General features: G+C 72.0%; 15 protein-coding genes. 10 read left to right on the plus strand and 5 right to left on the minus strand.

Going from position 1 to position 22,411, the window contains the following annotated elements; translation table 11 throughout:
- Positions 1-5: 5 nt before the first annotated feature.
- Together glgX and FGW31_RS02140 are read right to left on the minus strand one after the other, a co-directional pair.
- On the minus strand, positions 6-2,150 hold the full coding sequence (gene glgX / locus FGW31_RS02135) for a glycogen debranching protein GlgX (RefSeq protein ID WP_142191569.1): 2,145 nt from the start codon (positions 2,148-2,150) through the stop codon (positions 6-8).
- Positions 2,147-2,659 carry a pep a2 gene (locus FGW31_RS02140; RefSeq protein ID WP_142191570.1) on the minus strand — a complete coding sequence of 171 codons (513 nt, stop codon included), beginning with the start codon at positions 2,657-2,659 and terminating at the stop codon, positions 2,147-2,149. Before FGW31_RS02140 ends, glgX begins: the two co-directional genes overlap by 4 nt.
- 359 nt (positions 2,660-3,018) lie before the next feature.
- On the opposite strand from FGW31_RS02140, the gene FGW31_RS02145 reads away from it, so the two are divergent.
- The 6 genes from FGW31_RS02145 to FGW31_RS02170 all read left to right on the plus strand — a co-directional run bounded on the left by FGW31_RS02145 (position 3,019) and on the right by FGW31_RS02170 (position 11,929).
- Positions 3,019-3,324, plus strand: a complete 306-nt coding sequence (locus FGW31_RS02145) for a DUF5133 domain-containing protein (protein WP_142191571.1) — start codon at positions 3,019-3,021, stop codon at positions 3,322-3,324.
- A 73-nt stretch (positions 3,325-3,397) separates the two neighbouring features.
- On the plus strand, positions 3,398-5,395 hold the full coding sequence (locus FGW31_RS02150; protein WP_142191572.1) for an alpha-1,4-glucan--maltose-1-phosphate maltosyltransferase: 1,998 nt from the start codon (positions 3,398-3,400) through the stop codon (positions 5,393-5,395).
- On the plus strand, positions 5,392-7,110 hold the full coding sequence (treS, locus tag FGW31_RS02155) for a maltose alpha-D-glucosyltransferase (protein ID WP_142191573.1): 1,719 nt from the start codon (positions 5,392-5,394) through the stop codon (positions 7,108-7,110). The genes FGW31_RS02150 and treS overlap by 4 nt, the downstream gene beginning before the upstream one ends.
- A 28-nt stretch (positions 7,111-7,138) precedes the next feature.
- Positions 7,139-8,497 carry a maltokinase N-terminal cap-like domain-containing protein gene (locus FGW31_RS02160; protein WP_142191574.1) on the plus strand — a complete coding sequence of 453 codons (1,359 nt, stop codon included), beginning with the start codon at positions 7,139-7,141 and terminating at the stop codon, positions 8,495-8,497.
- A 4-nt stretch (positions 8,498-8,501) separates the two neighbouring features.
- Positions 8,502-10,733, plus strand: a complete 2,232-nt coding sequence (gene glgB, locus FGW31_RS02165; protein ID WP_142191575.1) for a 1,4-alpha-glucan branching enzyme — start codon at positions 8,502-8,504, stop codon at positions 10,731-10,733.
- A 107-nt stretch (positions 10,734-10,840) separates the two neighbouring features.
- The gene (locus FGW31_RS02170) at positions 10,841-11,929 is read left to right on the plus strand and encodes a glutamate--cysteine ligase 2 (RefSeq protein WP_142191576.1); all 1,089 of its coding nucleotides are present in this window, start codon (positions 10,841-10,843) and stop codon (positions 11,927-11,929) included.
- Positions 11,930-11,941: 12 nt separating this feature from the next.
- Here FGW31_RS02170 and FGW31_RS02175 read toward each other — a convergent pair whose 3' ends face one another.
- On the minus strand, positions 11,942-12,175 hold the full coding sequence (locus tag FGW31_RS02175) for a DUF6480 family protein (protein WP_142191577.1): 234 nt from the start codon (positions 12,173-12,175) through the stop codon (positions 11,942-11,944).
- Between the two features lie 152 nt (positions 12,176-12,327).
- Here FGW31_RS02175 and FGW31_RS02180 point away from each other — a divergent pair, with 152 nt between their 5' ends.
- Positions 12,328-14,232 carry an AMP-dependent synthetase/ligase gene (locus tag FGW31_RS02180; RefSeq protein ID WP_142191578.1) on the plus strand — a complete coding sequence of 635 codons (1,905 nt, stop codon included), beginning with the start codon at positions 12,328-12,330 and terminating at the stop codon, positions 14,230-14,232.
- A 156-nt stretch (positions 14,233-14,388) separates the two neighbouring features.
- Positions 14,389-14,823, plus strand: coding sequence for an ATP-binding protein (locus FGW31_RS02185; protein WP_142191579.1), 435 nt, complete (start codon positions 14,389-14,391; stop codon positions 14,821-14,823).
- 15 nt (positions 14,824-14,838) lie between these two features.
- Here FGW31_RS02185 and FGW31_RS02190 read toward each other — a convergent pair whose 3' ends face one another.
- Positions 14,839-15,270 (minus strand): ATP-binding protein, encoded by a 432-nt coding sequence (locus FGW31_RS02190; protein WP_142191580.1) that lies wholly within the window; start codon positions 15,268-15,270, stop codon positions 14,839-14,841.
- Positions 15,267-15,638, minus strand: coding sequence for a PRC-barrel domain-containing protein (locus tag FGW31_RS02195; protein WP_142191581.1), 372 nt, complete (start codon positions 15,636-15,638; stop codon positions 15,267-15,269). The genes FGW31_RS02190 and FGW31_RS02195 overlap by 4 nt, the downstream gene beginning before the upstream one ends.
- A 266-nt stretch (positions 15,639-15,904) precedes the next feature.
- On the opposite strand from FGW31_RS02195, the gene FGW31_RS02200 reads away from it, so the two are divergent.
- Together FGW31_RS02200 and FGW31_RS02205 are read left to right on the plus strand one after the other, a co-directional pair.
- Positions 15,905-19,909, plus strand: coding sequence for a HAMP domain-containing protein (locus FGW31_RS02200; protein WP_142191582.1), 4,005 nt, complete (start codon positions 15,905-15,907; stop codon positions 19,907-19,909).
- On the plus strand, positions 19,906-22,323 hold the full coding sequence (locus FGW31_RS02205; protein ID WP_142191583.1) for a SpoIIE family protein phosphatase: 2,418 nt from the start codon (positions 19,906-19,908) through the stop codon (positions 22,321-22,323). Before FGW31_RS02200 ends, FGW31_RS02205 begins: the two co-directional genes overlap by 4 nt.
- The last annotated feature ends 88 nt before the right edge of the window (positions 22,324-22,411 follow it).

Genomic DNA, 22,411 nt, shown 5'->3' on the forward strand with positions numbered 1-22,411 from the left:
GCCGGTCACCGCGCGGTGCGGGACGGACGGGACAGCAGCACCAGGCTGCGGGCGTCCACGGTGAGGGTGGTGCGGGCCTTGTGCTCCGACTCGTCGGGCGTGCCGTCCGGGTCGGCGGTGTCGATCAGCGTCGTCCAGCGCTCGCCGTAGGCGGCGTCGGGCAGGCGGAAGTCGACCGGCTCCCAGTGGCTGTTGAGGAGCAGCAGGAAGGAGTCGTCGACCAGCGGCCGGCCGCGCGGGCCGGGTTCGGCGATGGCGTCGCCGTTGAGGAAGACGCCCACCGAGTGCGCGTCGGAGCGTTGCCAGTCGTCGTCGGTCATCTCTCTGGCGTCCGGCAGCAGCCACACCAGGTCGGGCAGCGGCTGGTCGGCGTGCCGCACGGTCTCGCCGCGGAAGAAGCGGCGGCGGCGCAGCACCGGGTGGCTGACGCGCAGCGAGATGAGGGTGCGGGTGAACTCCAGCAGGCCGCGCTGCTCGTCGGTGAGCCGCCAGTCGATCCAGCTGAGGTCGTTGTCCTGGCAGTAGGCGTTGTTGTTGCCGCGCTGGGTGCGGCCGAGTTCGTCGCCGTGGGAGAGCATCGGGATGCCCTGGGACAGCAGCAGGGTGGCGAGGAAGTTGCGCTGCTGCCGGGCGCGCAGTTCGAGGACGGCCGGGTCGTCGGTGTCGCCCTCCGCGCCGCAGTTCCAGGAGCGGTTGGTGTTCTCGCCGTCCCGGTTGCCCTCGCCGTTGGCCTCGTTGTGCTTGTCGTTGTACGACACGAGGTCGCGCAGGGTGAAACCGTCGTGCGCGGTGACGAAGTTGACGCTGGCGCGCGGCCGGCGTCTGCTGTGCGCGTACAGGTCTGAGGAGCCGGTCAGGCGGGAGGCGAACTCGCCGAGGGTGTGGTCCTCGCCGCGCCAGAAGTCGCGTACGGCGTCGCGGTACTTGCCGTTCCACTCCGACCACAGGGGCGGGAAGTTGCCCACCTGGTAGCCGCCCTCGCCGACGTCCCAGGGTTCGGCGATCAGTTTGACGCGGCTGATCACCGGGTCCTGCTGGATGAGGTCGAAGAACGCCGACAGCCGGTCCACCTCGTGGAACTGGCGGGCGAGCGTGGCCGCCAGGTCGAAGCGGAAGCCGTCGACGTGCATCTCGGTGACCCAGTACCGCAGCGAGTCCATGATCAGCTGGAGTACGTAGGGGTGGCGCATCAGCAGGCTGTTGCCGGTGCCCGTGGTGTCGTAGTAGTGCGACCAGTCGCCGTCCACCAGGCGGTAGTACGAGGAGTTGTCGATGCCCCGGAAGGAGAGCGTGGGGCCCTTCTCGTTGCCCTCGGCGGTGTGGTTGTAGACGACGTCGAGGATCACTTCGAGCCCGGCGGCGTGCAGGGTCTTCACCATCTCCTTGAACTCGGTGACCTGCTGTCCGCGGGTGCCGCGGGCGGCGTAGGCGTTGTGCGGGGCGAAGAAGCCGATGGTGTTGTAGCCCCAGTAGTTGGCCAGGCCGCGGCCCTGGAGCACGCCGTCGTGGACGAACTGGTGCACCGGCATGAGTTCCACCGCGGTGACGCCGAGCGAGGTCAGGTGCTCCACCACCGAGGGGTGCGCCAGCCCGGCGTAGGTGCCGCGGAGTTCGTCGGGGACGTCGGGGTGGGTGCGGGTGAGGCCCTTGACATGGGCCTCGTAGACCACGGTGTCCGCGTAGGGGCGGCAGGGGCGGGCGTCGTCGCCCCAGTCGAAGGCCGGGTCGGTCACCACGCCGAGCATGGTGTGTCCGGCGCTGTCGGCGGGGTCGGGTCCGTGCGGGTTGCGCTCGTACAGCGAGGGGTGGTCGTCGATCTGTCCGTCGACCGCGGTAGCGTAGGGGTCGAGGAGCAGTTTGGCCGGGTTGCAGCGGTGGCCGGCCGCCGGTGCCCACGGTCCGTGCACCCGGTAGCCGTAGCGCTGTCCGGGGCCGACGCCGGGGAGGTAGCCGTGCCAGACGAAGCCGTCGACCTCGGTGAGCCGTACGGTGCCGTGCCGGCCGTCGTCGTCCACCAGGACCAGTTCGACGCGTTCGGCGACCTCGCTGAACAGCGCGAAGTTGGTGCCCTCGCCGTCGTAGGACGCACCCAGCGGGTAGGGGCGCCCGCTCCAGGCGGGCGCCCCTTCCCGGTTCTGGCGCCGGGTCACCGGACCTCCTCCAGGAGGCCGCCCGGTGTTCGGACCCGGCCGGTCAGCTGGGAGACGCTGACCTCGCGGGGCAGGTCCAGGCCCTCGCTCTCGCGCGGGTCGGGCGCGGTCGGCACCAGCGGGACGCGCTCACCGGCGCGGGCGCGCCGGGAGAACCAGATGACCTTGCTGCCGGTCTCGGTGGCGCAGCAGCCCCAGCCGTCGCTGCTCGCCGCGATGTGTTCGAGGCAGCCGCGGAGTTCCTGGTCGGGTCGCAGGGCGCGGTCGTTGTCCCCGATGGCCGTGATGAGGTGCTGGCCGTTCCACCACATCTCGATCGACGTGTTCTTGTCGGTGGCGTGTTCGTCGATGGCCCGCAGCAGCATTTCGGCGCCGCCGCAGACGGGCTCCACCAGGTTCTCCAGGTCCCAGAACCGGAGGTGGGCGGCCAGTATGCGGCTGACCTGACCCACCTTCTCCGGGCTGACTTCCACGTCGAGGTGGTAGTAGCAGGGCACTGCGGTCTTCATGGTCGTCGGCTCCTCACCGCGAAGCTCGCGTTCCTCCTCGCCCCTGCGGGACGAGCCCCCGGACACGGAACGTGAGCGGGTATCGCTTCTGAGTCACCTTCAGAGTGAGGGCGTTGGTCCATCCGTGCAACACGAGCGCACGGATGAGACCTCCGTGACGACACGTGAGCAGCGCGCTTCACCTCTTCCACTGGCGACGGCCACAGTCAGTTGAATATCCAACAAGACGTTGAGTCATCACCCATGCACGATGTGTAAGACCTCGATCGCCGTTACGGGACCGTGCACCGTCCGCACGGCCTCCGCCCGACCGTCGGGACAACGCGCTCCCATCGAGCCCCGGAAAGGTGAACGGCACCATGCTGCTACCCGCCAAGGCCGAAGTCGCCCGGCAGTTGCGCCGCTACCGGGCCTGGGAACGCGTGATGCTGGCGGCCCCGACCGACCACACGGTCCGGGCCACCTTCGAGGACTCGGGCTACACGCTCTGCGTGCTGATGGGCAAGCGCTGCGCGCGGGAGGCGGCGGACGCCGCCGAACGGTACCTGCGCACCACCCTCGTCACCTATCTGCAGGAACAGAACGCCGACAGGCCCCGTCCGGTCGCCACGGTCAGGCGGGGCCCACCCGCCGTGGAGCGGCGGTCCCCGGCGGGAAGGCAGTGACCTTCCCGCCGCCATGTCTTCCCCCGTCCGGGCGTCCGCCCGGGCGCCGAGCCCGGCGGAGGTGCACAGCCCCATGAAGACGACCCGGACCATCGGACGTATCCCGGTACGGGACGTCCGGCCGTCCGTCGACTGCGGCAGGCGCCCGGCGAAGGCCGTCGTGGGCGAGACGTTCGAGGTCACCGCGACCCTCTTCCGGGAGGGGCACGACGCGGTGGCCGCCAATGTCGTCCTGAAGGATCCCGAGGGGCGTCCGGGGCCGTTCACGCCGATGCGGGAACTGGCGCCGGGCTCCGACCGCTGGGGCGCGGAGGTCGTGGCGGACGCGCCGGGCCGGTGGACCTACCGCGTGGAGGCGTGGGGCGACCCGGTGGCCACCTGGCGCCGGATCGCCACGGTCAAGGTGCCGGCCGGCATCGACACCGGGCTGGTGCTGGAGGAGGGCGCCGATCTCTTCGAGCGCGCGGCGGCCGGGGTGCCGAAGGGCGCGGGGCAGGCCGTGCTGCGTGCGACCGCGGAAACCCTGCGCGACGACTCCCTGCCCTGTGCCACCCGGCTGGCGGCGGCGCTGACGCCGGAGGTGGACCGGGTGCTGGCCCGTCATCCGCTGCGGGAACTGGTCACCAGCAGTGCCCCGCTGCCGCTGCTGGTGGAACGCGAACGGGCCCTGTTCGGCTCCTGGTACGAGTTCTTCCCCCGCTCCGAGGGCCCCCCCGAACACCCCCACGGCCCCTTCGACCCCGCCCCCCGCCGCCTGCCGGCCATCGCCGCGATGGGCTTCGTCGTCGTCTACCTCCCACCCGTCCACCCCATCGACACCACCTTCCGCAAAGGCCCCAACAACGCGCGGAACGCGGGCCCGGACGACGTCGGCGGGCCCTGGGCCATCGGCTCCCCCGAAGGCGGCCACGACGCCGTCCACCCGGACCTGGGCACCGTGGAGGACTTCGCCCGCTTCGTGGCCCGCGCCGGCGAACTCGGCCTGGAGGGCGCCCTGGACTTCGCCCTGCAGTGCTCCCCCGACCATCCCTGGGTCCACAAGCACCCCGAGTGGTTCCACCACCGCCCCGACGGCTCCATCGCCCACGCCGAGACCCCGCCGAAGAAGTACCAGGACATCTCCCCGATCGCCTTCGACGCCGACATGGACGGCCTCGTCGCCGAGACCGTGCGCGTCCTGCGGTTCTGGATGGGCCACGGAGTGCGGATCTTCCGCGTGGACAACCCGCACACCAAACCGGTCGTCTTCTGGGAGCGGGTCATCGGCGAGATCAACCGCGCCGACCCCGACGTCATCTTCCTGGCCGAGGCGTTCCCCCGCCCCGCGATGATGCACACCCTGGCCCAGCTCGGCTTCCCGCAGTCCTACACCTACTTCACCTGGCGCAACACCAAGCAGGAACTCACCGAGTCCCTGACCGAGCTGTCCGGCGAGGCCGCCTCCTACATGCGGCCCAACTTCTTCGCCAACACCCCGGACATCCTGCACGCCTACCTCCAGCACGGCGGTCGGCCCGCCTTCGAGGTCCGCGCCGTCCTGGCCGCCACCCTCTCCCCCACCTGGGGCATCTACAGCGGCTACGAACTGTGCGAGAACACTCCGCTGCGCGAGGGCAGCGAGGAATACCTCGACAGCGAGAAGTACCAGCTCAAACCCCGCGACTGGGAAGCCGCCGCACGCGAGGGCCGCACCATCGCGCCCCTCGTCACCCGCCTCAACACCATCCGTCGCGAGCACCCCGCGCTGCACCACCTCAGGAACCTGCGTTTCCACGGCACCGACAACGACTCCGTGATCGCCTACAGCAAGCGCAGCGGCTCCGACGTGGTGCTCGTGGTCGCCAACCTCGACCCGCACCACACCCAGGAGGCCACGGTCTCGCTGGACATGCCGCAACTCGGCCTGGACCGGCACGAGTCGGTACCGGTGCGCGACGAGCTCACCGGCGACACCTACCACTGGGGCGGCGTCAACTACGTGCGGCTGGAGCCGGGGCGGGCTCCCGCTCATGTCCTGCACGTCCAGCGGCCGCCCGCCGCACCGCGAAACGGAGGGCCAGGAGCGCCATGACCGTCAACGAGCCCGTGCCGGACACCTTCGAGGACACGCCCGCCAAGGACCGGGACCCGGAGTGGTTCAAACGCGCCGTCTTCTACGAGGTGCTCGTCCGCTCCTTCCAGGACAGCAACGGCGACGGCATCGGCGACCTCAAGGGCCTGACCGCGAAACTCGACTACCTGCAATGGCTCGGCGTCGACTGCCTGTGGCTGCCGCCCTTCTTCAAGTCGCCCCTGCGCGACGGCGGTTACGACGTCTCCGACTACACCGCCGTCCTGCCCGACTTCGGCGACCTCGCCGACTTCGTCGAGTTCGCGGACGCGGCGCACCAGCGCGGCATGCGCGTGATCATCGACTTCGTCATGAACCACACCAGCGACGAACACCCGTGGTTCCAGGAGTCCCGCAAGGACCCCGACGGCCCCTACGGCGACTTCTACGTCTGGGCCGACGACGACAAGGGCTACCCGGACGCGCGGATCATCTTCGTCGACACGGAGGCGTCGAACTGGACGTACGACCCGGTGCGGGGGCAGTACTACTTCCACCGCTTCTTCTCCCACCAGCCGGACCTCAACTACGAGAACCCGCGCGTGCAGGAGGAGATCCTGGCGGCCCTGCGGTTCTGGCTGGACCTGGGCATCGACGGCTTCCGGCTGGACGCCGTGCCGTACCTGTACGCGGCCGAGGGCACCAACTGCGAGAACCTGCCGGCGACGCACGCCTTCCTGAAGCGGGTCCGCAAGGAGATCGACACCCAGTACCCGGACACCGTGCTGCTCGCCGAGGCCAACCAGTGGCCCGAGGACGTCGTCGACTACTTCGGCGACTACCGCGCCGGCGGCGACGAATGCCACATGGCCTTCCACTTCCCCGTCATGCCCCGCATCTTCATGGCCGTCCGCCGCGAGTCCCGCTACCCGGTCTCCGAAATCCTCGCCAAGACCCCCGCCATCCCCTCCGGCTGCCAATGGGGCATCTTCCTGCGCAACCACGACGAGCTGACCCTGGAGATGGTCACCGACGAGGAACGCGACTACATGTGGGCCGAGTACGCCAAGGACCCCCGCATGCGCGCCAACATCGGCATCCGCCGCCGCCTCGCCCCGCTCCTGGACAACGACCGCAACCAGATCGAACTCTTCACCGCCCTGCTGCTCTCCCTGCCCGGCTCGCCGATCATCTACTACGGCGACGAGATCGGCATGGGCGACAACATCTGGCTCGGCGACCGCGACGCCGTCCGCACCCCCATGCAGTGGACACCCGACCGCAACGCCGGCTTCTCCTCCTCCGACCCCGGCCGCCTCTTCCTGCCCACGATCATGGACCCCGTCTACGGCTACCAGGTCACCAACGTCGAGGCCTCCATGGCCTCACCCTCCTCCCTGCTCCACTGGACCCGCCGCATGATCGAGATCCGCAAGCAGAACCCCGCCTTCGGACTCGGCACCTACACCGAACTGCCCTCCTCCAACCCCGCCGTCCTCGCCTTCCTCCGCGAATACGAGGACGACCTCGTGCTCTGCGTCAACAACTTCTCACGCTTCGCACAACCCACCGAGCTCGACCTGCGCGAGTTCGACGGACGCCATCCGGTCGAGCTGTTCGGCGGAGTGCGCTTCCCCGCCATCGGCGAACTGCCGTATCTGCTGACCCTCGGGGGCCACGGCTTCTACTGGTTCCGGCTCACCCGAGTCGCATCCCGCATCGGCCGACGACTGTGAGCGTGTGCCGGCGAGAGGAGGCGTCACCATGACGAAGACCGCATTCCTGCGCCCACGGAGCGCACCCGCCGAGCCCATGGAATCGCTCGCGGGGCTGCTGCGCGAGTGGCTGCCGCTGCAGCGCTGGTTCGCCGGCAAGGACCGGCCCGTCACCGACCTCGGCCTGCTGTCCATGACGGAGCTGTTCCCCGGCTGTCTGCACCTGCTGGTCCACGCGGCTCACGGCGGCGTGCCCGCCCCGGGCGGCACCACGCCGGCCGGTGACTGCTACCAGCTCCTCCTCGGCGTCCGGGAGCGCCCCGCCCCCCGCCTGGGCAAGGCGCTCATCGGCACGGTCCAGGAGGGACGGCTGGCCGGACTGACGGTCTACGACGCCCTCCACGACCCGCGCGCCGCCCAGCTGCTCCTGGAGCGGCTGCGCCGCCCCGGCGCGGCCGGCCCGCTGCGCTTCGAGAACGACGCGTCCCAGTCGCTGCCCTCCGGACTGGTGCCGCGCCTGATGACCGCCGAGCAGTCCAACTCCTCGCTGGTGTACGGCGACGAGTACATCCTGAAGCTGTTCCGGCGCATCCAGCCCGGCGTCAACCCGGACCTGGAGGTGCCGGGCGCGCTGGCCCGCCAGGGCTGCCACCGTGTCCCCGCGCCGGTCGCCTGGTTCCGCACCACGCACCCGTTCAAGGCGACGCTGGGCGTGCTCCAGCCGTATCTGCGCGACGCCGCCGACGGCTGGACCCTCGCCCTGGACGCGCTCGCCTCCGGTGACGACTTCACCGCGCAGGCGCACGCCCTGGGCCGGGCCACCGCGGACGTCCACCTGGCCCTGTCCTCCGCCTTCCCCGTCGGTGAGCCCGGGGAGAACGGGCGGACGGCGGCCGCGATGACCGAGCGGCTGACCGCCGCGGCGCACGCCGTCCCCGCGCTCCAGCCGTTCGTGCCGGGACTGCGGTCCGCCTTCGCCGCGCTGGCCACCTGCGACGCCGGACCGCCCGCCCAGCGCATCCACGGCGACCTGCACCTGGGGCAGGTGCTGCGGGCCGGGCGGGAGTGGTTCGTGATCGACTTCGAGGGCGAGCCGTCCCGGCCGCTGACCGAACGGCGCAGCGCCCACTCCCCGGTACGGGACATCGCCGGGATGCTGCGCTCCTTCGACTACGCCGCCCGGCAGCGCCGCCCCTGGCGCCCGGAGTGGGCGCGGCGCTGCCGGGAGGCCTACTGCGCGGGCTACGCGGTCCGCGCCGGCTGGGACCCGCGCAAGAAGCACGGCCTGCTCCGCGCCTACGAAACGGACCGGGCCGTGTACGAGGTGCTGTACGAGGCCCGGCACCGACCCGACTGGCTGCCCGTACCCATGGCGGCGATCGAGCGCCTCGCCGTGAGAGGAGACTGAAGCCGTGGCCCTGCGTGACACCCCGCTTCCCGAGACGGCCGGGCCCGTCCCGTCCGCCCCCGCCGACGCGGCCCCGCCGCCCGCGCCCGCCCTCGACCCGACCGACCGCGGGCGCCTGCTGGCGGGCGCCCACCACGATCCGCACGCGCTGCTCGGCGCGCACCCGGTGCCCGGCGGGATCGCCTTCCGGGCACTGCGCCCCTTCGCCCGCGAGGTGAGCGTGGTCGTCGACGGCGCGCGCACCCCGCTCGTCTCGGAGGGCGACGGACTGTTCTCCGGCCTGCTGCCGCTGGACGCGGTCCCCGCGTACACGCTGGCCGTGGCCTACGGCGAGGACGCGGCCGTCGAGGTGCACGACCCGTACCGGTTCCTGCCCGCGCTCGGCGAGTTCGACCTGCACCTGATCGGCGAGGGCCGGCACGAGGAGCTGTGGACGGCGCTCGGCGCGCACCCGATGACCCACCAGGGCGTCACCGGCACCCGGTTCACCGTGTGGGCGCCGAACGCGCAGGGCGTGCGGCTCGCGGCGGACTTCACCCACTGGGACGGCACGGCGTTCCCGATGCGCTCGCTCGGTTCGTCCGGCGTCTGGGAGCTGTTCCTGCCGGGTGTCGGCGAGGGCACCTGCTACAAGTTCGAGATCCACTCCCGCTACGGCCACCGGTTCCTCAAGGCGGACCCGATGGCCCGCCGCACGGAGGCGCCGCCGAACACGGCGTCCGTGGTGACGTCCTCGGACTACGTGTGGGGTGACGCCGAGTGGCTGGAACGGCGGGCCGAGGTGCCGGTGCACGAGGCACCGTTCTCGGTGTACGAGGTCCACCTGCCGTCCTGGCGGCCGGGATCGACGTACCGTCAGCTGGCCGAGCAGCTCCCCGCGTACGTCAAGGACCTCGGCTTCACGCACGTGGAGCTGATGCCGGTCGCCGAGCACCCCTTCGGCCCGTCCTGGGGCTACCAGGTCACCGGCTTCTATGCGCCGACGGCCCGGCTCGGCAGCCCCGACGACTTCAAGTTCCTGGTCGACGCGCTGCACCGGGCCGGCATCGGCGTGATCATGGACTGGGTGCCGGCGCACTTCCCGAAGGACGACTGGGCGCTGGCCCGGTTCGACGGGGACCCGCTGTACGAGCCCGGGGACTCCCGGCGCGCCGAGCACCCGGACTGGGGCACGTACACCTTCGACTTCGCGCGCACCGAGGTGCGCAACTTCCTGGTCGCGAACGCCGTGTACTGGTGCCAGGAGTTCCACATCGACGGGCTGCGGGTGGACGCCGTCGCCTCCATGCTCTACCTGGACTACTCGCGCGAGGACGGCCAGTGGGAGCCCAACGCCCACGGCGGCCGGGAGGACCTGGCGGCGGTGGCGTTCCTCCAGGAGATGAACGCGACCGTGTACCGGCGCTGCCCGGGCGTGGTGACCATCGCCGAGGAGTCGACGGCGTGGGGCGGGGTGACCCGGCCCACCGACACCGGCGGACTCGGGTTCGGCCTGAAGTGGAACATGGGCTGGATGCACGACTCGCTGGAGTACGTCGCGCACGAGCCGGTGCACCGCAAGTACCACCACCACGAGATGACGTTCGCGATGGTGTACGCGTACAGCGAGAACTACGTCCTGCCGATCTCCCACGACGAGGTGGTGCACGGCAAGCAGGCGCTGGTGTCGAAGATGCCCGGCGACTGGTGGCAGCGGCGCGCCAACGTCCGCGCCTACCTCGGCTTCATGTGGGCCCACCCGGGCAAGCAACTGCTGTTCATGGGCCAGGAGTTCGCGCAGGGCGCCGAGTGGTCCGAGGAGCAGGGACCGGAGTGGTGGCTGCTCGACGACGGATACCACTCCGCGGGCGACCACCGCGGCGTGCGGGACCTGGTCCGTGACCTCAACGCGCACTACCGGGCGACGCCGGCACTGTGGCAGCGCGACACCGACCCCGCCGGATTCCGCTGGGTCGCGGTGGACGCCGCCGACGACAACGTGTTCGCGTTCCTGCGGTACGACGCGGAGGGCCGGCCGCTGCTCGCGGTGTCGAACTTCTCCCCCGTGGTCCGCCACGCCTACGCGCTCGGCGTCGGGGACGACGTGGTCGCCTGGCGGGAGATCCTCAACACCGACGCCGCGCACTACGGCGGCGGAAACGTGACGAACCCGGATCCGGTCAAGCCGGAGGACGGCCTCGTCCGCCTCACGCTGCCTCCGCTCGCGACCGTGTGGCTGGCTCCCGTGGATCTGTGAGGCCAGGCGACGCCGTCAGGTGTCCGATGCTCCGGGCGGGGCATTCGGGGTCGTACGACCGGGGACCCCCGGCGTCGTCGCGGCAGGTCACAGAAAGGCGGCATCACGTGCGCACCGTCGGAGTGGAGGAGGAACTCCTCCTGGTGGATCCGGAAACGGGAGAACCGCGGGCGATGTCCGCCGCGGTGCTCGCCCGAGCCGAGCGGGACGGCGCGGAGCCGGACGTCTTCGAGAAGGAACTGCACGAGCAGATGCTGGAGTTCGCCACGCATCCGCAGTCCTCGATGGAGAGCCTGCACGCGGAGATCGTCCGCTGCCGCAAGGAGGCCGCGGGCCACGCCGAGGAGATCGGCTGCACCGTCGCCGCCCTCGCCACCTCCCCGCTGCCGGTCAGTCCCGCGATCGGGATGAACCGGCGCTACCGGTGGATGGAGGAGCAGTACGGCATCGCCACCCGGGAACAGCTCGTACTGGGCTGCCACGTCCATGTGTCCGTGGAGTCCGACGAGGAGGGCGTCGGTGTCGTGGACCGGCTGCGGCCCTGGCTGCCGGTGCTGGCCGCGCTCAGCGCGAACTCGCCGTACTGGCAGGGCAAGGACTCCGGGTACAGCAGCTACCGCAGCCGGGTCTGGCAGCGCTGGCCGTCGGCCGGCCCGACGGAGATCTTCGGCTCTGCCGAGTGCTACCACCGGCGGGTCGCCGACATGGTGGCCACCGGCACCATCCTCGACGAGGGGATGATCTACTTCGACGCGCGGCTGTCCCAGCGGTACCCCACGGTGGAGATCCGCGTCTCCGACGTCTGTCTGCACGCCGAGACCGCGGCACTGATCGCCACCTTCGCCCGCGCGCTGGTGGACACCGCGGCCGGCGAGTGGCGGGACGGCCGTGAGCCGCTGGACCCCGGGGTGAGCCTGCTGCGGCTGGCCGCCTGGCAGGCGGCCCGCTCGGGACTGACGGGAGAGCTGCTCGACCCGCGGACCATGCGCCGCATGCCCGCCGAGGCGGTCGTCCGCACGCTCCTCGAGCACGCCGCCGGGGCTTTGGAGGCCAACGGGGACCTGGAGCGCGCCCGCGAGGGCTGCGCGCGGCTGCTCCGCGACGGCAACGGCGCGCAGGTGCAGCGGGCCCTGATGGACCGCTCGGGGAGCCTCAGGGACGTCGTGACGGAGTGCGTGCGGCACACGCAGGCGTGAGCCGCACCGCACTCAGAAGATGAGTATCAGGGCGTAGACCAGGAAGAACGCCGCGACCAGCACCGCCAGGGCGAGGATGGCCGTCAGGGGTCCCTTGGCCCAGCCCTTGGTCGGGTTGTGGGTCTCCCGGGGGCCCGCCTCGGGCATGCTGCTCTCCGCGGGCGGGGTCTCGCCCGGGGGGACACCGCCTCCCGGTTCGAGGCCGGTGCTGCGTTCCGGTTCGGGGTCTGGATTGATGTACGTCATGCCGTCCGGGTCCCCGAATGCGCGGGGATCATCGGTGCGGACACACTTGGCCCGATCCCGGCGCGGGGGCGCGTCGGCTCGGCTAGATTCAGGCACCGCCGGTGACGGTGCCCATCGGCCGAGTCACAGCCCGTACACGTCAGGAGCAGTGCATGCGCGACCTCGCTCTCGCTCCCCCGTCCGCCCCGCACCTGACCGGCGGCCTCGCCGACAGCCTCTTCGGGACGGCGGCCGAGAGCCCGGCCCTGCCGGTGCTCGCCCGCCGGGCCGGCCCGGCCTCCGCCACCTGGGAGCAGGTCACCGCCGCGGAGTTCCGGGACGAGGTCGTCGACCTGGCCAAGGGGCTGATCGCGTCCGGTGTCTCGACGGGCCTGCGGGTGGCCGTCATGGCGCGCACCCGGTACGAGTGGACCGTCCTGTGCCACGCCCTGTGGGCGGTGGGCGCCGAGGTCGTCCCGATCTATCCGACGTCCTCGCGCGACCAGGTGGAGTGGATCCTGCGGGACTCCGGGTGCGTGGCCGTGCTGGTGGAGGACGAGCAGGGCGTGATGACCGTCGGCTCGGTGTGCACGGCGCTGCCGCTGCTGCGGCACGTCTGGCAGTTGGACGCGGGCGCGCTCGACCGGCTGGTGGAACGCGGTGCGTACATCCCGACGGCGACGGTGGACTCGATGCGCCGGCTCGTGCTGCCGGACTCCACCGCCGTCATCGCGTACACCTCCGGCACCTCGGGCCACGCGATGGGCTGTGCGCTGAGCCACCGCGGTCTGGCCTTCATCTGCGACACGCTGATCGCGGGCTGGGGCCACACGGTGGCGGAACCCGGGGAGCAGGGCGCCGTCCTGGCCTTCCTCCCGTTCTCCCACGTGTACGGCCTGATGATCCAGGGACTGTGCGTGCGCGGCGGTCTGCTGATGGGGCACGAGCCGGACATCGGCGGGGAGGCCCTGTCCTCGGCCCTGCGCACCTTCCGGCCCACCTATCTGTACGCCGTGCCCTCGCTGCTGGAGAAGATCTACAAGAACTTTCTGCGGACGGCGCAGCAGTCGGGCCGCGGCGCCCTGTTCGAGCGGGCCGCGGGCACGGCCCGGGACTTCGCCGCGGCCCAGGAGCGGCAGCGGCTGGGCCTGGGCCCCGGGCCGGGTTTCGACCTGCGGCTGCAGCACGCGCTGTACGAGCGCACCGTCTACCGCAAGCTGCGGGCGGCGCTGGGCGGCCGGGTGCGCCGGGCCACGTCGGGCGGGTCGCCGCTCAGCCGCGACCTCTGCCTGTTCTACGAGGGCATCGGCATCTACGTGCACGACGGTTACGGGCTCACGGAGACCAGCGGCGGGGTGACGATGCAGCCGTTCGGGCAGGAGAAGTCCGGCACCGTCGGGCGGGCGCTGCCGGGCACCGAGATCAAGGTGGCCGACGACGGCGAGATCCTGGTGCGCGGGCCGTCGGTGTTCCAGGGCTACGTGGGCGACGCGGCCGCCACGCGGGCCGCGCTCGACGGCGGCTGGCTGGCCACCGGGGATCTCGGCCGGCTGGACTCCGAGGGCTATCTGACGATCACCGGCCGCAAGAAGGACGTGGTCATCACCAGCAGCGGCAAGTCGGTGGCGCCTGCGGCCCTGGAGCAGCGGCTGCGGATGCATCCGCTGGTCCACCAGGCCGTGGTCGTCGGCGACAACCGGCCGTGCGTGGGTGCCCTGATCACGTTGGACCCCGACTTCCTGGCGGACTGGCGGGCGGCGCTGTCGCTGTCCGGCGACGCGGTGACCCGGGCGGCACGGGAGGAGAACGCGCTGCGCGAGGAGATCGGGCGGGCGGTCGCCGCGGCCAACAGCAGTGTGTCGCCCTCGGAGTCGATCCGGGTGTTCCGGGTGCTGCCGGAGCCGTTCGACGTGGCCAACGGGCTGTTGACGCCGTCGATGAAGCTGCGCCGGGACGAGATCGTGCGGCGCTACGCGCTGGAGATCGACGCGATGTACCAGTCGCGTCCGCGTCCGCGGCGCACCGCAGAGCCCGACCCGTCGTCGGGCTGGGACGACGCGGACAACGTGTTCCGCTGACCACCCCGGCGCGGCTTCCGGTGCGTGAGGTGTTTGTCACCGTCCGGGCACGGGCATGCGGGCGCGTAGGCTCCGGGCGCGCGGGAACCCACTGTTCGAGGGGGGTTCAGGGCACAGGACACGACCGCCCCGTGACGGCGGGGCCCGGAAGGCGAGATGGCACCCGAGCCGCGTAGGGACAGGACACTGGCTGGCGAGGAGATCACGAGCCGCGTTGCCGGCTTCCCGGGGGAGCTGCACGACGTGACGGACGCACGCCTGGTCGCGGAGGAGTTCCTCTTCGACCTGGCCCGCGTGTCGGCGCCGTCGGCCCCGGAGCACTGGGACGACATACTCCTGGTGGTCACGGAGCTGGCGGCCAACGCGGTCCAGTACGCCCCCGGACCGTTCGAGCTGCGTCTGCGCAGAACGTTCGACGGTGTGCACGTGGTGATGCACGACACCAGCACCACCGAGCCGGCCCCGCGGCCGTTCCATCCGAGCCACGGCGCGGGCGGCATCGGTTGGCATCTGATCCACACGCTGTGCGACCAGGTCAGCGTCGTCACCGACGAGCACGGCAAGGACATCCACGTCTTCCTGCCGTGGTGAGCCGTCGGCGGGCGTTCAGGACGCGGGCGCCTCGCGCAGCGGCACCAGCACGCTGATCGTCTTGCCGCCCCCGGCGCGCCTGCGGATGTCGATGTCCCGGGCCAGCCTGATCACCAGGGGCCAGCCGTAGCCGCTGATCCGGTCCGCGGGCGGGAGGGTGCCGGATCCGGTGGCGGCTTCGGGGACGACGTCGCTGTGGTCGTGGACGAGGATGCGTACGCCTTCCTCGGTCGTCCGGGTCTCGAAGCCGGCCAGTCCGGCGCCGTGCCGGATCGCGTTGGTGACCAGTTCCGACACGACGAGCGAGAGGTCGATCATGTCCTGGGGGTGCGGGGTGCGGCCGTCGGACTCCCAGCGTGCGCGCACCACCGCCTCGGCGTGCGCGCGGGCGCCGGCGGCACTGTCCACGTGCGCGGCCGGCGACCACTGCGTCGGGGCGGCGTTCACCCGGCGGTACTCTCGCGCGGCGGCAGTCGGTGGTAGTAGTCGCCGACCGCGGTGAGGTATGCGGGGTCCATGGTCTCGCTGTCGGTGCGGAAGCGGGGGGCCGCCTTGACCTCGGCCCTGGTGCAGGACACCGTCAGCCTCCGCTCCCCGGCCTCGACGGACGCGACGAGGCCGACGGGCACCAGGAGGCTGCGGCCGAACACCCACACGCCGGTGTCGACGACGAGGTGCCGCATGCCGTGGTGGTCGGCCTGCCGGTCCACGTGGCCGATGGTGCCGTCGCGCGCGACGACGGTGTAGCCCGTCAGGTCCCGGCCCTCGACGGGGCCGAGGTCCGGCGCGTACGACCAGATGCTGTCGATGGGCACTGCTCCTTGCCTCCCGGTGGACGACGGATCCCGGAGCGGGCCCGGTCGTGCCCGCCGGCTCCACAGCAGCAGATACCCGGCAGGCGCGAGCGCATTCGAAAGGAACGGACCGAACCGCGGGCCGTGCCTGTTCCGGGCCGGTCGCCCGGTTCGTCCGGGCTTTGTTGCGGGGCCTCCGGATGGGTTAGCCTTCGGCGTATTTTTCTCATCTTGCAGATCCGTGAACTGCGGACATGCACACTGCTTCTGCCGGAACGAGGATGCGCATGACCAGCAAGGGCCCCGAGGGCACCGAAGCGACTCCGGGGGACCAGGAGCTCAGGCAGCTCCTGGCGGGGCTGACGGCCGTGCGGGACGGAGACTTCGGCACCCGGCTGCCGGACGGCGCCGACGGGCTCATGGGCGACATCGCCACGGTCTTCAACGGCATGGTGGACCAGTTGTCGCTGTTCACCTCCGAGGTGACGCGCGTGGCCCGGGAGGTGGGCACCGAGGGGGCGCTCGGCGGGCAGGCGGAGGTGCCGGGGGTCTCGGGCACCTGGGCCGACCTGACGGACTCGGTGAACGCCATGGCGGGCAACCTCACCGCGCAGGTCCGCAACGTCGCCCAGGTGACGACGGCGGTCGCCCGGGGCGACCTGTCGCAGAAGATCACCGTGGACGCACGCGGCGAGCTCCTCGAACTCAAGAACCCCATCAACACGAGGGTCGACCAGCTCTCCGCCTTCGCCGACGAGGCCACCCGCGTCGCCCGCGAGGGCGGCACCGAGGGACGCCTCGGCGGCCAGGCCGACGTGCAGGGCGTGGAGGGCACCTGGCGCGACCTGACCCACTCGGTGAACCTCATGGCGGGCAACCTCACCGGCCAGGTCCGCAACATCGCGCTGGTGGCGACCGCGGTCGCACAGGGCGACCTGTCGCAGAAGATCACCGTGGACGCACGCGGCGAGATCCTCGAACTCAAGAACACCATCAACACGATGGTCGACCAGCTCTCCGCCTTCGCCGACGAGGTCACCCGCGTCGCCCGCGAGGTCGGCACCGAGGGACGCCTCGGCGGCCAGGCGCAGGTGCGGGGCGTCTCGGGCACCTGGAAGGACCTCACGGACAACGTCAACGTGATGGCGTCCAACCTGACCGGTCAGGTCCGCTCCATCGCCCAGGTGGCGTCGGCCGTCGGCCGGGGCGACCTGTCGCAGCGGATCAGGGTCGAGGCCGCCGGCGAGGTGGCCGCGCTGGCCGACGTGATCAACACCATGGTCGACACGCTGTCGGCCTTCGCCGACGAGGTCACCCGCGTGGCCCGTGAGGTCGGCACCGAGGGGCGCCTCGGCGGCCAGGCGCACGTGCCCCATGTCGCGGGCACGTGGAAGGACCTCACCGACAACGTCAACTCGATGGCCAACAACCTCACCGGCCAGGTCCGCAACATCGCGCTGGTGACGACCGCCGTGGCCCGGGGCGACCTGTCGAAGAAGATCGACGTCGACGCGCGCGGCGAGATCCTGGAGCTGAAGACGACCATCAACACGATGGTCGACCAGCTCTCCGCCTTCGCCGACGAGGTCACCCGCGTCGCCCGCGAGGTCGGCACCGAGGGACGCCTCGGCGGCCAGGCCGAGGTGGAGGGTGTCTCCGGCACCTGGAAGCGGCTCACGGAGAACGTCAACGAGCTGGCCGGCAACCTCACCCGGCAGGTCCGGGCGATCGCCGAGGTCACCAGCGCGGTCGCCGAGGGCGACCTGACCCGTTCCGTCAACGTGGAGGCGTCCGGCGAGGTCGCCGAGCTCAAGGACAACATCAACGCGATGGTGGAGTCCCTGCGCGAGACCACCCGGGCCAACCAGGCGCAGGACTGGCTCAAGACCAACCTGGCCCGGGTCTCCGGTCTGATGCAGGGCCACCGCGACCTGCCGGTGGTCGCCGAACTCGTCATGGACGAGCTGGTGCCGCTGGTGTCGGCGCAGTACGGCGCCTTCTACCTCGCGGAGGACGGCGAGAGCGGCCCCGAACTGCGGCTGGTCGGCTCCTACGGCTACCCCGACGACGAGGCCCGGCCCACCCGCATCCCCTTCGGCCGCACCCTCGTCGGCCAGGCCGCGCGCAGCCGCCGCACCATCGTGGTGGACGAGCTGCCGCCGGACTACGTGACCATCTCCTCCGGGCTCGGCCGGGTGGTGCCGACCGCGCTGGTGCTGCTGCCCATCGTGGTCGAGGGCCAGGTGCTCGGTGTCATCGAGCTGGCGTCGGTGAGCCCGTTCACCCCGATCCACCAGGACTTCCTGGCCCAGCTGATGGAGACCATCGGGGTCAACGTCAACACCATCGTGGCCAACGCGCGCACCGACGAGCTGCTGGCCGAGTCGCAGCGGCTCACCGCCGAACTGCAGGCCCGTTCGGCGGAGTTGCAGTCGCAGCAGGAGGAACTGCGGCACTCCAACGCCGAACTGGAGGACAAGGCGGCGCTGCTGGCGGCGCAGAACCGGGACATCGAGGCGAAGAACCTGCAGATCGAGCAGGCCCGGCAGGAACTGGAGGCGCGGGCCCAGCAGTTGTCGCTGGCGTCGAAGTACAAGTCGGAGTTCCTGGCCAACATGAGCCACGAGCTGCGCACCCCGCTCAACAGCCTGCTGATCCTCGCCCAGCTGCTCGCCCAGAACCCCTCGCGCAACCTCACCCCCAAGCAGGTGGAGTACGCGCAGATCATCCACTCGGCGGGCTCCGACCTGCTGCAGCTGATCAACGACATCCTCGACCTGTCGAAGGTCGAGGCCGGGAAGATGGACGTCAGCCCCGAGCGGGTGGAGCTGCGGCGGCTCATCGAGTACGTCGAGGCCACCTTCCGTCCCATGACGATGCAGAAGAGCCTGGACTTCACGGTGACGACGGCGCCGGGCGCACCGGCCGACCTGCTCACCGACGACTCGCGGCTGCGGCAGGTGCTGCGCAACCTGCTGTCCAACGCGGTCAAGTTCACCGAGCGGGGCAGCGTGGAGCTGCGGATCGAGCCCGCGGCGGACGACGAGGTCCCCGGGAGTGTGCTGCGGGGCGGGCCCGTGGTGGCCTTCCGGGTGCGGGACACCGGAGTCGGCATCCCGGAGCAGCACCTGGAGACGATCTTCGGCGCCTTCCAGCAGGCGGACGGCACCACCAGCCGCAAGTACGGCGGCACCGGCCTCGGCCTGTCCATCACCCGTGAGATCGCGCACCTGCTCGGCGGCGCGGTGACGGTGGACAGCGTCGCCGGCCAGGGCAGCACGTTCACCCTGTTCCTGCCCGTGGCGCGGCCGGAGTTCGAGCTGCAGCTGAGCCCGGCGCCGGGACCGGAGCGGATCGTGGGCGAGGTCCTCGCGAACGAGCCGTCCGGGCAGCCGCAGGCGATCGAGGCGGGCCCGGGTTCGGGGCCGCGTCCGCGGCGGCTGCTGGTCCTGGAGGAGCGGCCCCGGGGTCTGCTGACCCTGGTCGCGGAGAGCGTCGTGCAGGACGTCACCCACGGCGGCGGCGACGGCGGGGCGCGGCTGTCGGTCGACGTCATCACCGCCGTCGACGCCCGGGAGGCGGCCGGCGCGCTGGCCGCCGACCCGTGCCACTGCGTGGTGCTGGAACTCGGCATGGCCCAGGAGGAGGTGACGCGGTTCCTGGAGGCGCTGCGCGGCGACGCCGCCCTGGCGAGCGTGCCCGTGCTGGTGCACAGCGGCCACCGGGCCGACGCGGCCGCGGAGGAGACGCTGCGGGCCCGGGCCGCGGGCACGGCGCTGGAGTTCCTGTCCAGCCTCGACGAACTGCGCGAGCGCATCACCCTGCACCTCGCCGCGGAGGAGCCCGGCGACGTGCTGGCGCTGGTGCGCGCGGACGAGCCGCAGCGGCAGGCTCCGCAGACCGTCGTGGACGGCTCGTTCGCCGGCCGTACCGTCCTCGTCGTCGACGACGACGCGCGCAACCTGTTCGCGCTCAGCGGGATCCTGGAACTGCACGGCTTCCGCGTCCTGCACGCGGAGAACGGCCGCAAGGGCATCGAGAGACTGGTGGACAACCCGGACGTGGCGCTCGTGCTGATGGACGTGATGATGCCCGAGCTGGACGGCTACGCGGCCACGGCCGAGATCCGCTCCATGCCCCGGTACGCCGAGCTGCCGATCATCGCCGTCACCGCGAAGGCGATGCCCGGCGACCGGGACAAGGCCCTCGCGTCGGGTGCCAGCGACTACGTCACCAAGCCGGTCGACGCGCAGGACCTGATCGCCCGCGTCCGCCGCTGGCTGCCGGCGTGAGCGCCGGGGAGCGGCCGGAGGTCCGGCCGTACGGCGGGGCGGCGCGGCCGGAGCGCCGCGCGGCCGGGCCCGCCGGGGTGTCCGCAGACTCGCCCGTGGGGCGGCTGGCGGCCACCGTGGAACGGCTCAGCCGTGAGGTGCGGGCCGCGCAGGCGGAGGCCGAGGGGCGGGCGTTGATCGAGCTCGCCAAGGGCATCCTGGTCGAACGCCTGGGGTGCGGTCCCTCGCAGGCCGCGCGCCAGCTCGCCGAGCTGACCGAGCAGGCCGGGACGAGTCCGCTGGAGTTCGCGGTCGAGGTCATCAACCAGGCCGCCCGGGACCGGATGTCCGAGGTGACGGACGCCTTCCTGGCCGCCACGGCCGCCGCGGAGGAGGCGGGCCCGGAGCCGGCCGCCGTACGGCTGCGGGCGGCGGAGAGCGGGGCGCTGGCGGCCAACGACACGCAGGCGGTGGCCGAGTCGTTGCTCGAGCAGGCGCTGCGCCCGCTCGGCGCGGTCGCCGTGGCGATCTGGGCGGCGGCCGCCGACGGGTCGCTCACCCTGGCGGGCAGCGCCGGTTTCTCCCCGGCGGAGGCGGCGCGCTGGTACTACGTGCCGCCGGACGTGGCGACGGTGGCCCGGTGCGGTCTGGAGGAGCGCGACGGCCTGTGGCTCAGGTCGCCGGCCGACAAGGGGCTGCCCAGCGTCGGCCGCCACCACTACCCGGAGGGCGGCCGGGCGGCCCTTCCCGCGGGCACCGGGGGCAGGCTGTACGGCGTGCTGGAGATCGTGTGGCCGGAGCCGCTGCCCGCGCAGCCGCCGCAGATCGTCCGCCAGGTGGAGGCCCTGGCCGAGCTGTGCGCGCACACCCTGGAGACGTACACGGCGCCGGGCGGCCCGGACCAGCGGCCCGCGGTGCTGCCGGACGCGGCGGAGCTGATGGACCTGGCCGACGGGCTGTACGACCCGGCGCTCGTCCTGGTGCCGCACCTGGACGCCGCCGGGAACCTGGTGGACTTCCGCATCCAGCACGTCAACAGCCGCTTCCTGGACCCGGCGGGCCGTCCGCGGGGCATGGTCAGCGGGGCGCTGCTGCTGGAGGCGTACCCGATGGCCGCCGGGGACAGCGAGCTGTTCCAGCGGATCGAGCGGGTGTACGCCACGGGTGAGCCGTTCCGGGCCCGGCGCATGAACCTGACCGCGCTCGTCGACCAGGTGCCGCTGGCGGCGGTCGCGGACATCAGCGTCAGCCGGCACGGCGCGGGCATCCTGTTCATCTGGCGCATCGAGGACGAGACGGCGCGTCTGGCGAGCCTGCTCCAGCACGCCCAGCGGCTCGGCCGGATCGGCGGTTTCGAGGAGAACCTGCTCACCGGCGAGATCACCTGGAACGGGCAGCTGTACGACCTGTACGGGCGTCCGCACGCGAGCCTGCCGGTGCCGCTGGAGGAGCTGCCCGCGCACGCCCACCCGGACGACGCGGTCACCATCGGCCGCTTCCTGCGCACGCTGCTGCACCACCGGCGTCCGGCCTCGGCCGCGTTCCGGCTGCAGCGGCCGGACGGGGTGACCCGGCACATCCGGGTCGTCGCCGAGCCGGTCCTGGACACCGACGGCCGGCTGCTCACCATCCGTGGCGCCTACCAGGACATCTCGGCCCAGCACTGGACGGAGGTGGCGCTGGCGGCCACCCGGGACCAGCTGGCGCACACCGAGCAGCAGGCCAGCGAGCGCGACCGGCTGGCCCTGCAACTGCAGCGCGCCATCATGCCGCCGGCGCAGGCGCCGCTGCAGGTGCCGGACCTCGACGTGGCCGTGCGCTACCGGCCCGCGGAGGCCGAGCAGTTGGTGGGCGGCGACTGGTACGACGCGGTGGTGCTGCCGTCCGGGCTGGTGCTGCTGTGCGTGGGCGACGTCGCCGGTCACGGCATAGAGGCGGCGACCAGCATGGTCGTCCTGCGCAACGCGCTGCGCGGTCTGGCCGTCACCGGGGCGGGTCCCGGGCAGCTGCTGTCGTGGCTGAACATCGTGGCGCACCATCTCACCGGCGGGGTCACCGCCACGGCGGTGTGCGGCCTGTACGACCCGGCCTCGCGCACGCTGCGCTGGGCCCGGGCGGGCCATCTGCCGCCGGTGCTGGTGCGCGGCGCCGAGGCCGCTCCGCTGCCGTTGGTGCGCGGGCTGCTGCTCGGTGCCGTACCGGAGGCGTCGTACGAGGAGGACGAGGTGCGGCTGGCGGCCGAGGACAACCTGCTGATGTACACGGACGGTCTGGTCGAGCGCCGGGACCGCTCGGTGGAGGAGTCGCTGACGCATCTGCTGACCGCGGCCGCGACCGCGCCGGGCACGCTCGACCAGCGGCTGGACCGGCTGCTGACGTACAGCAGGTCGGACACGGACGACGACACCTGCATCGTGGGTATCCGGGTCGGCTGAGCGCAGGGTCCGGGGCCGTGGGCACGGCCGAGGTGTGAGGGAGCGATTCGGGGGTACGCGCGGCTGCGCGACGAAGAGCTTGATCACC

The sequence above is a fragment of the Streptomyces calvus genome (assembly GCF_006782915.1).
Taxonomy (GTDB): domain Bacteria; phylum Actinomycetota; class Actinomycetes; order Streptomycetales; family Streptomycetaceae; genus Streptomyces; species Streptomyces calvus.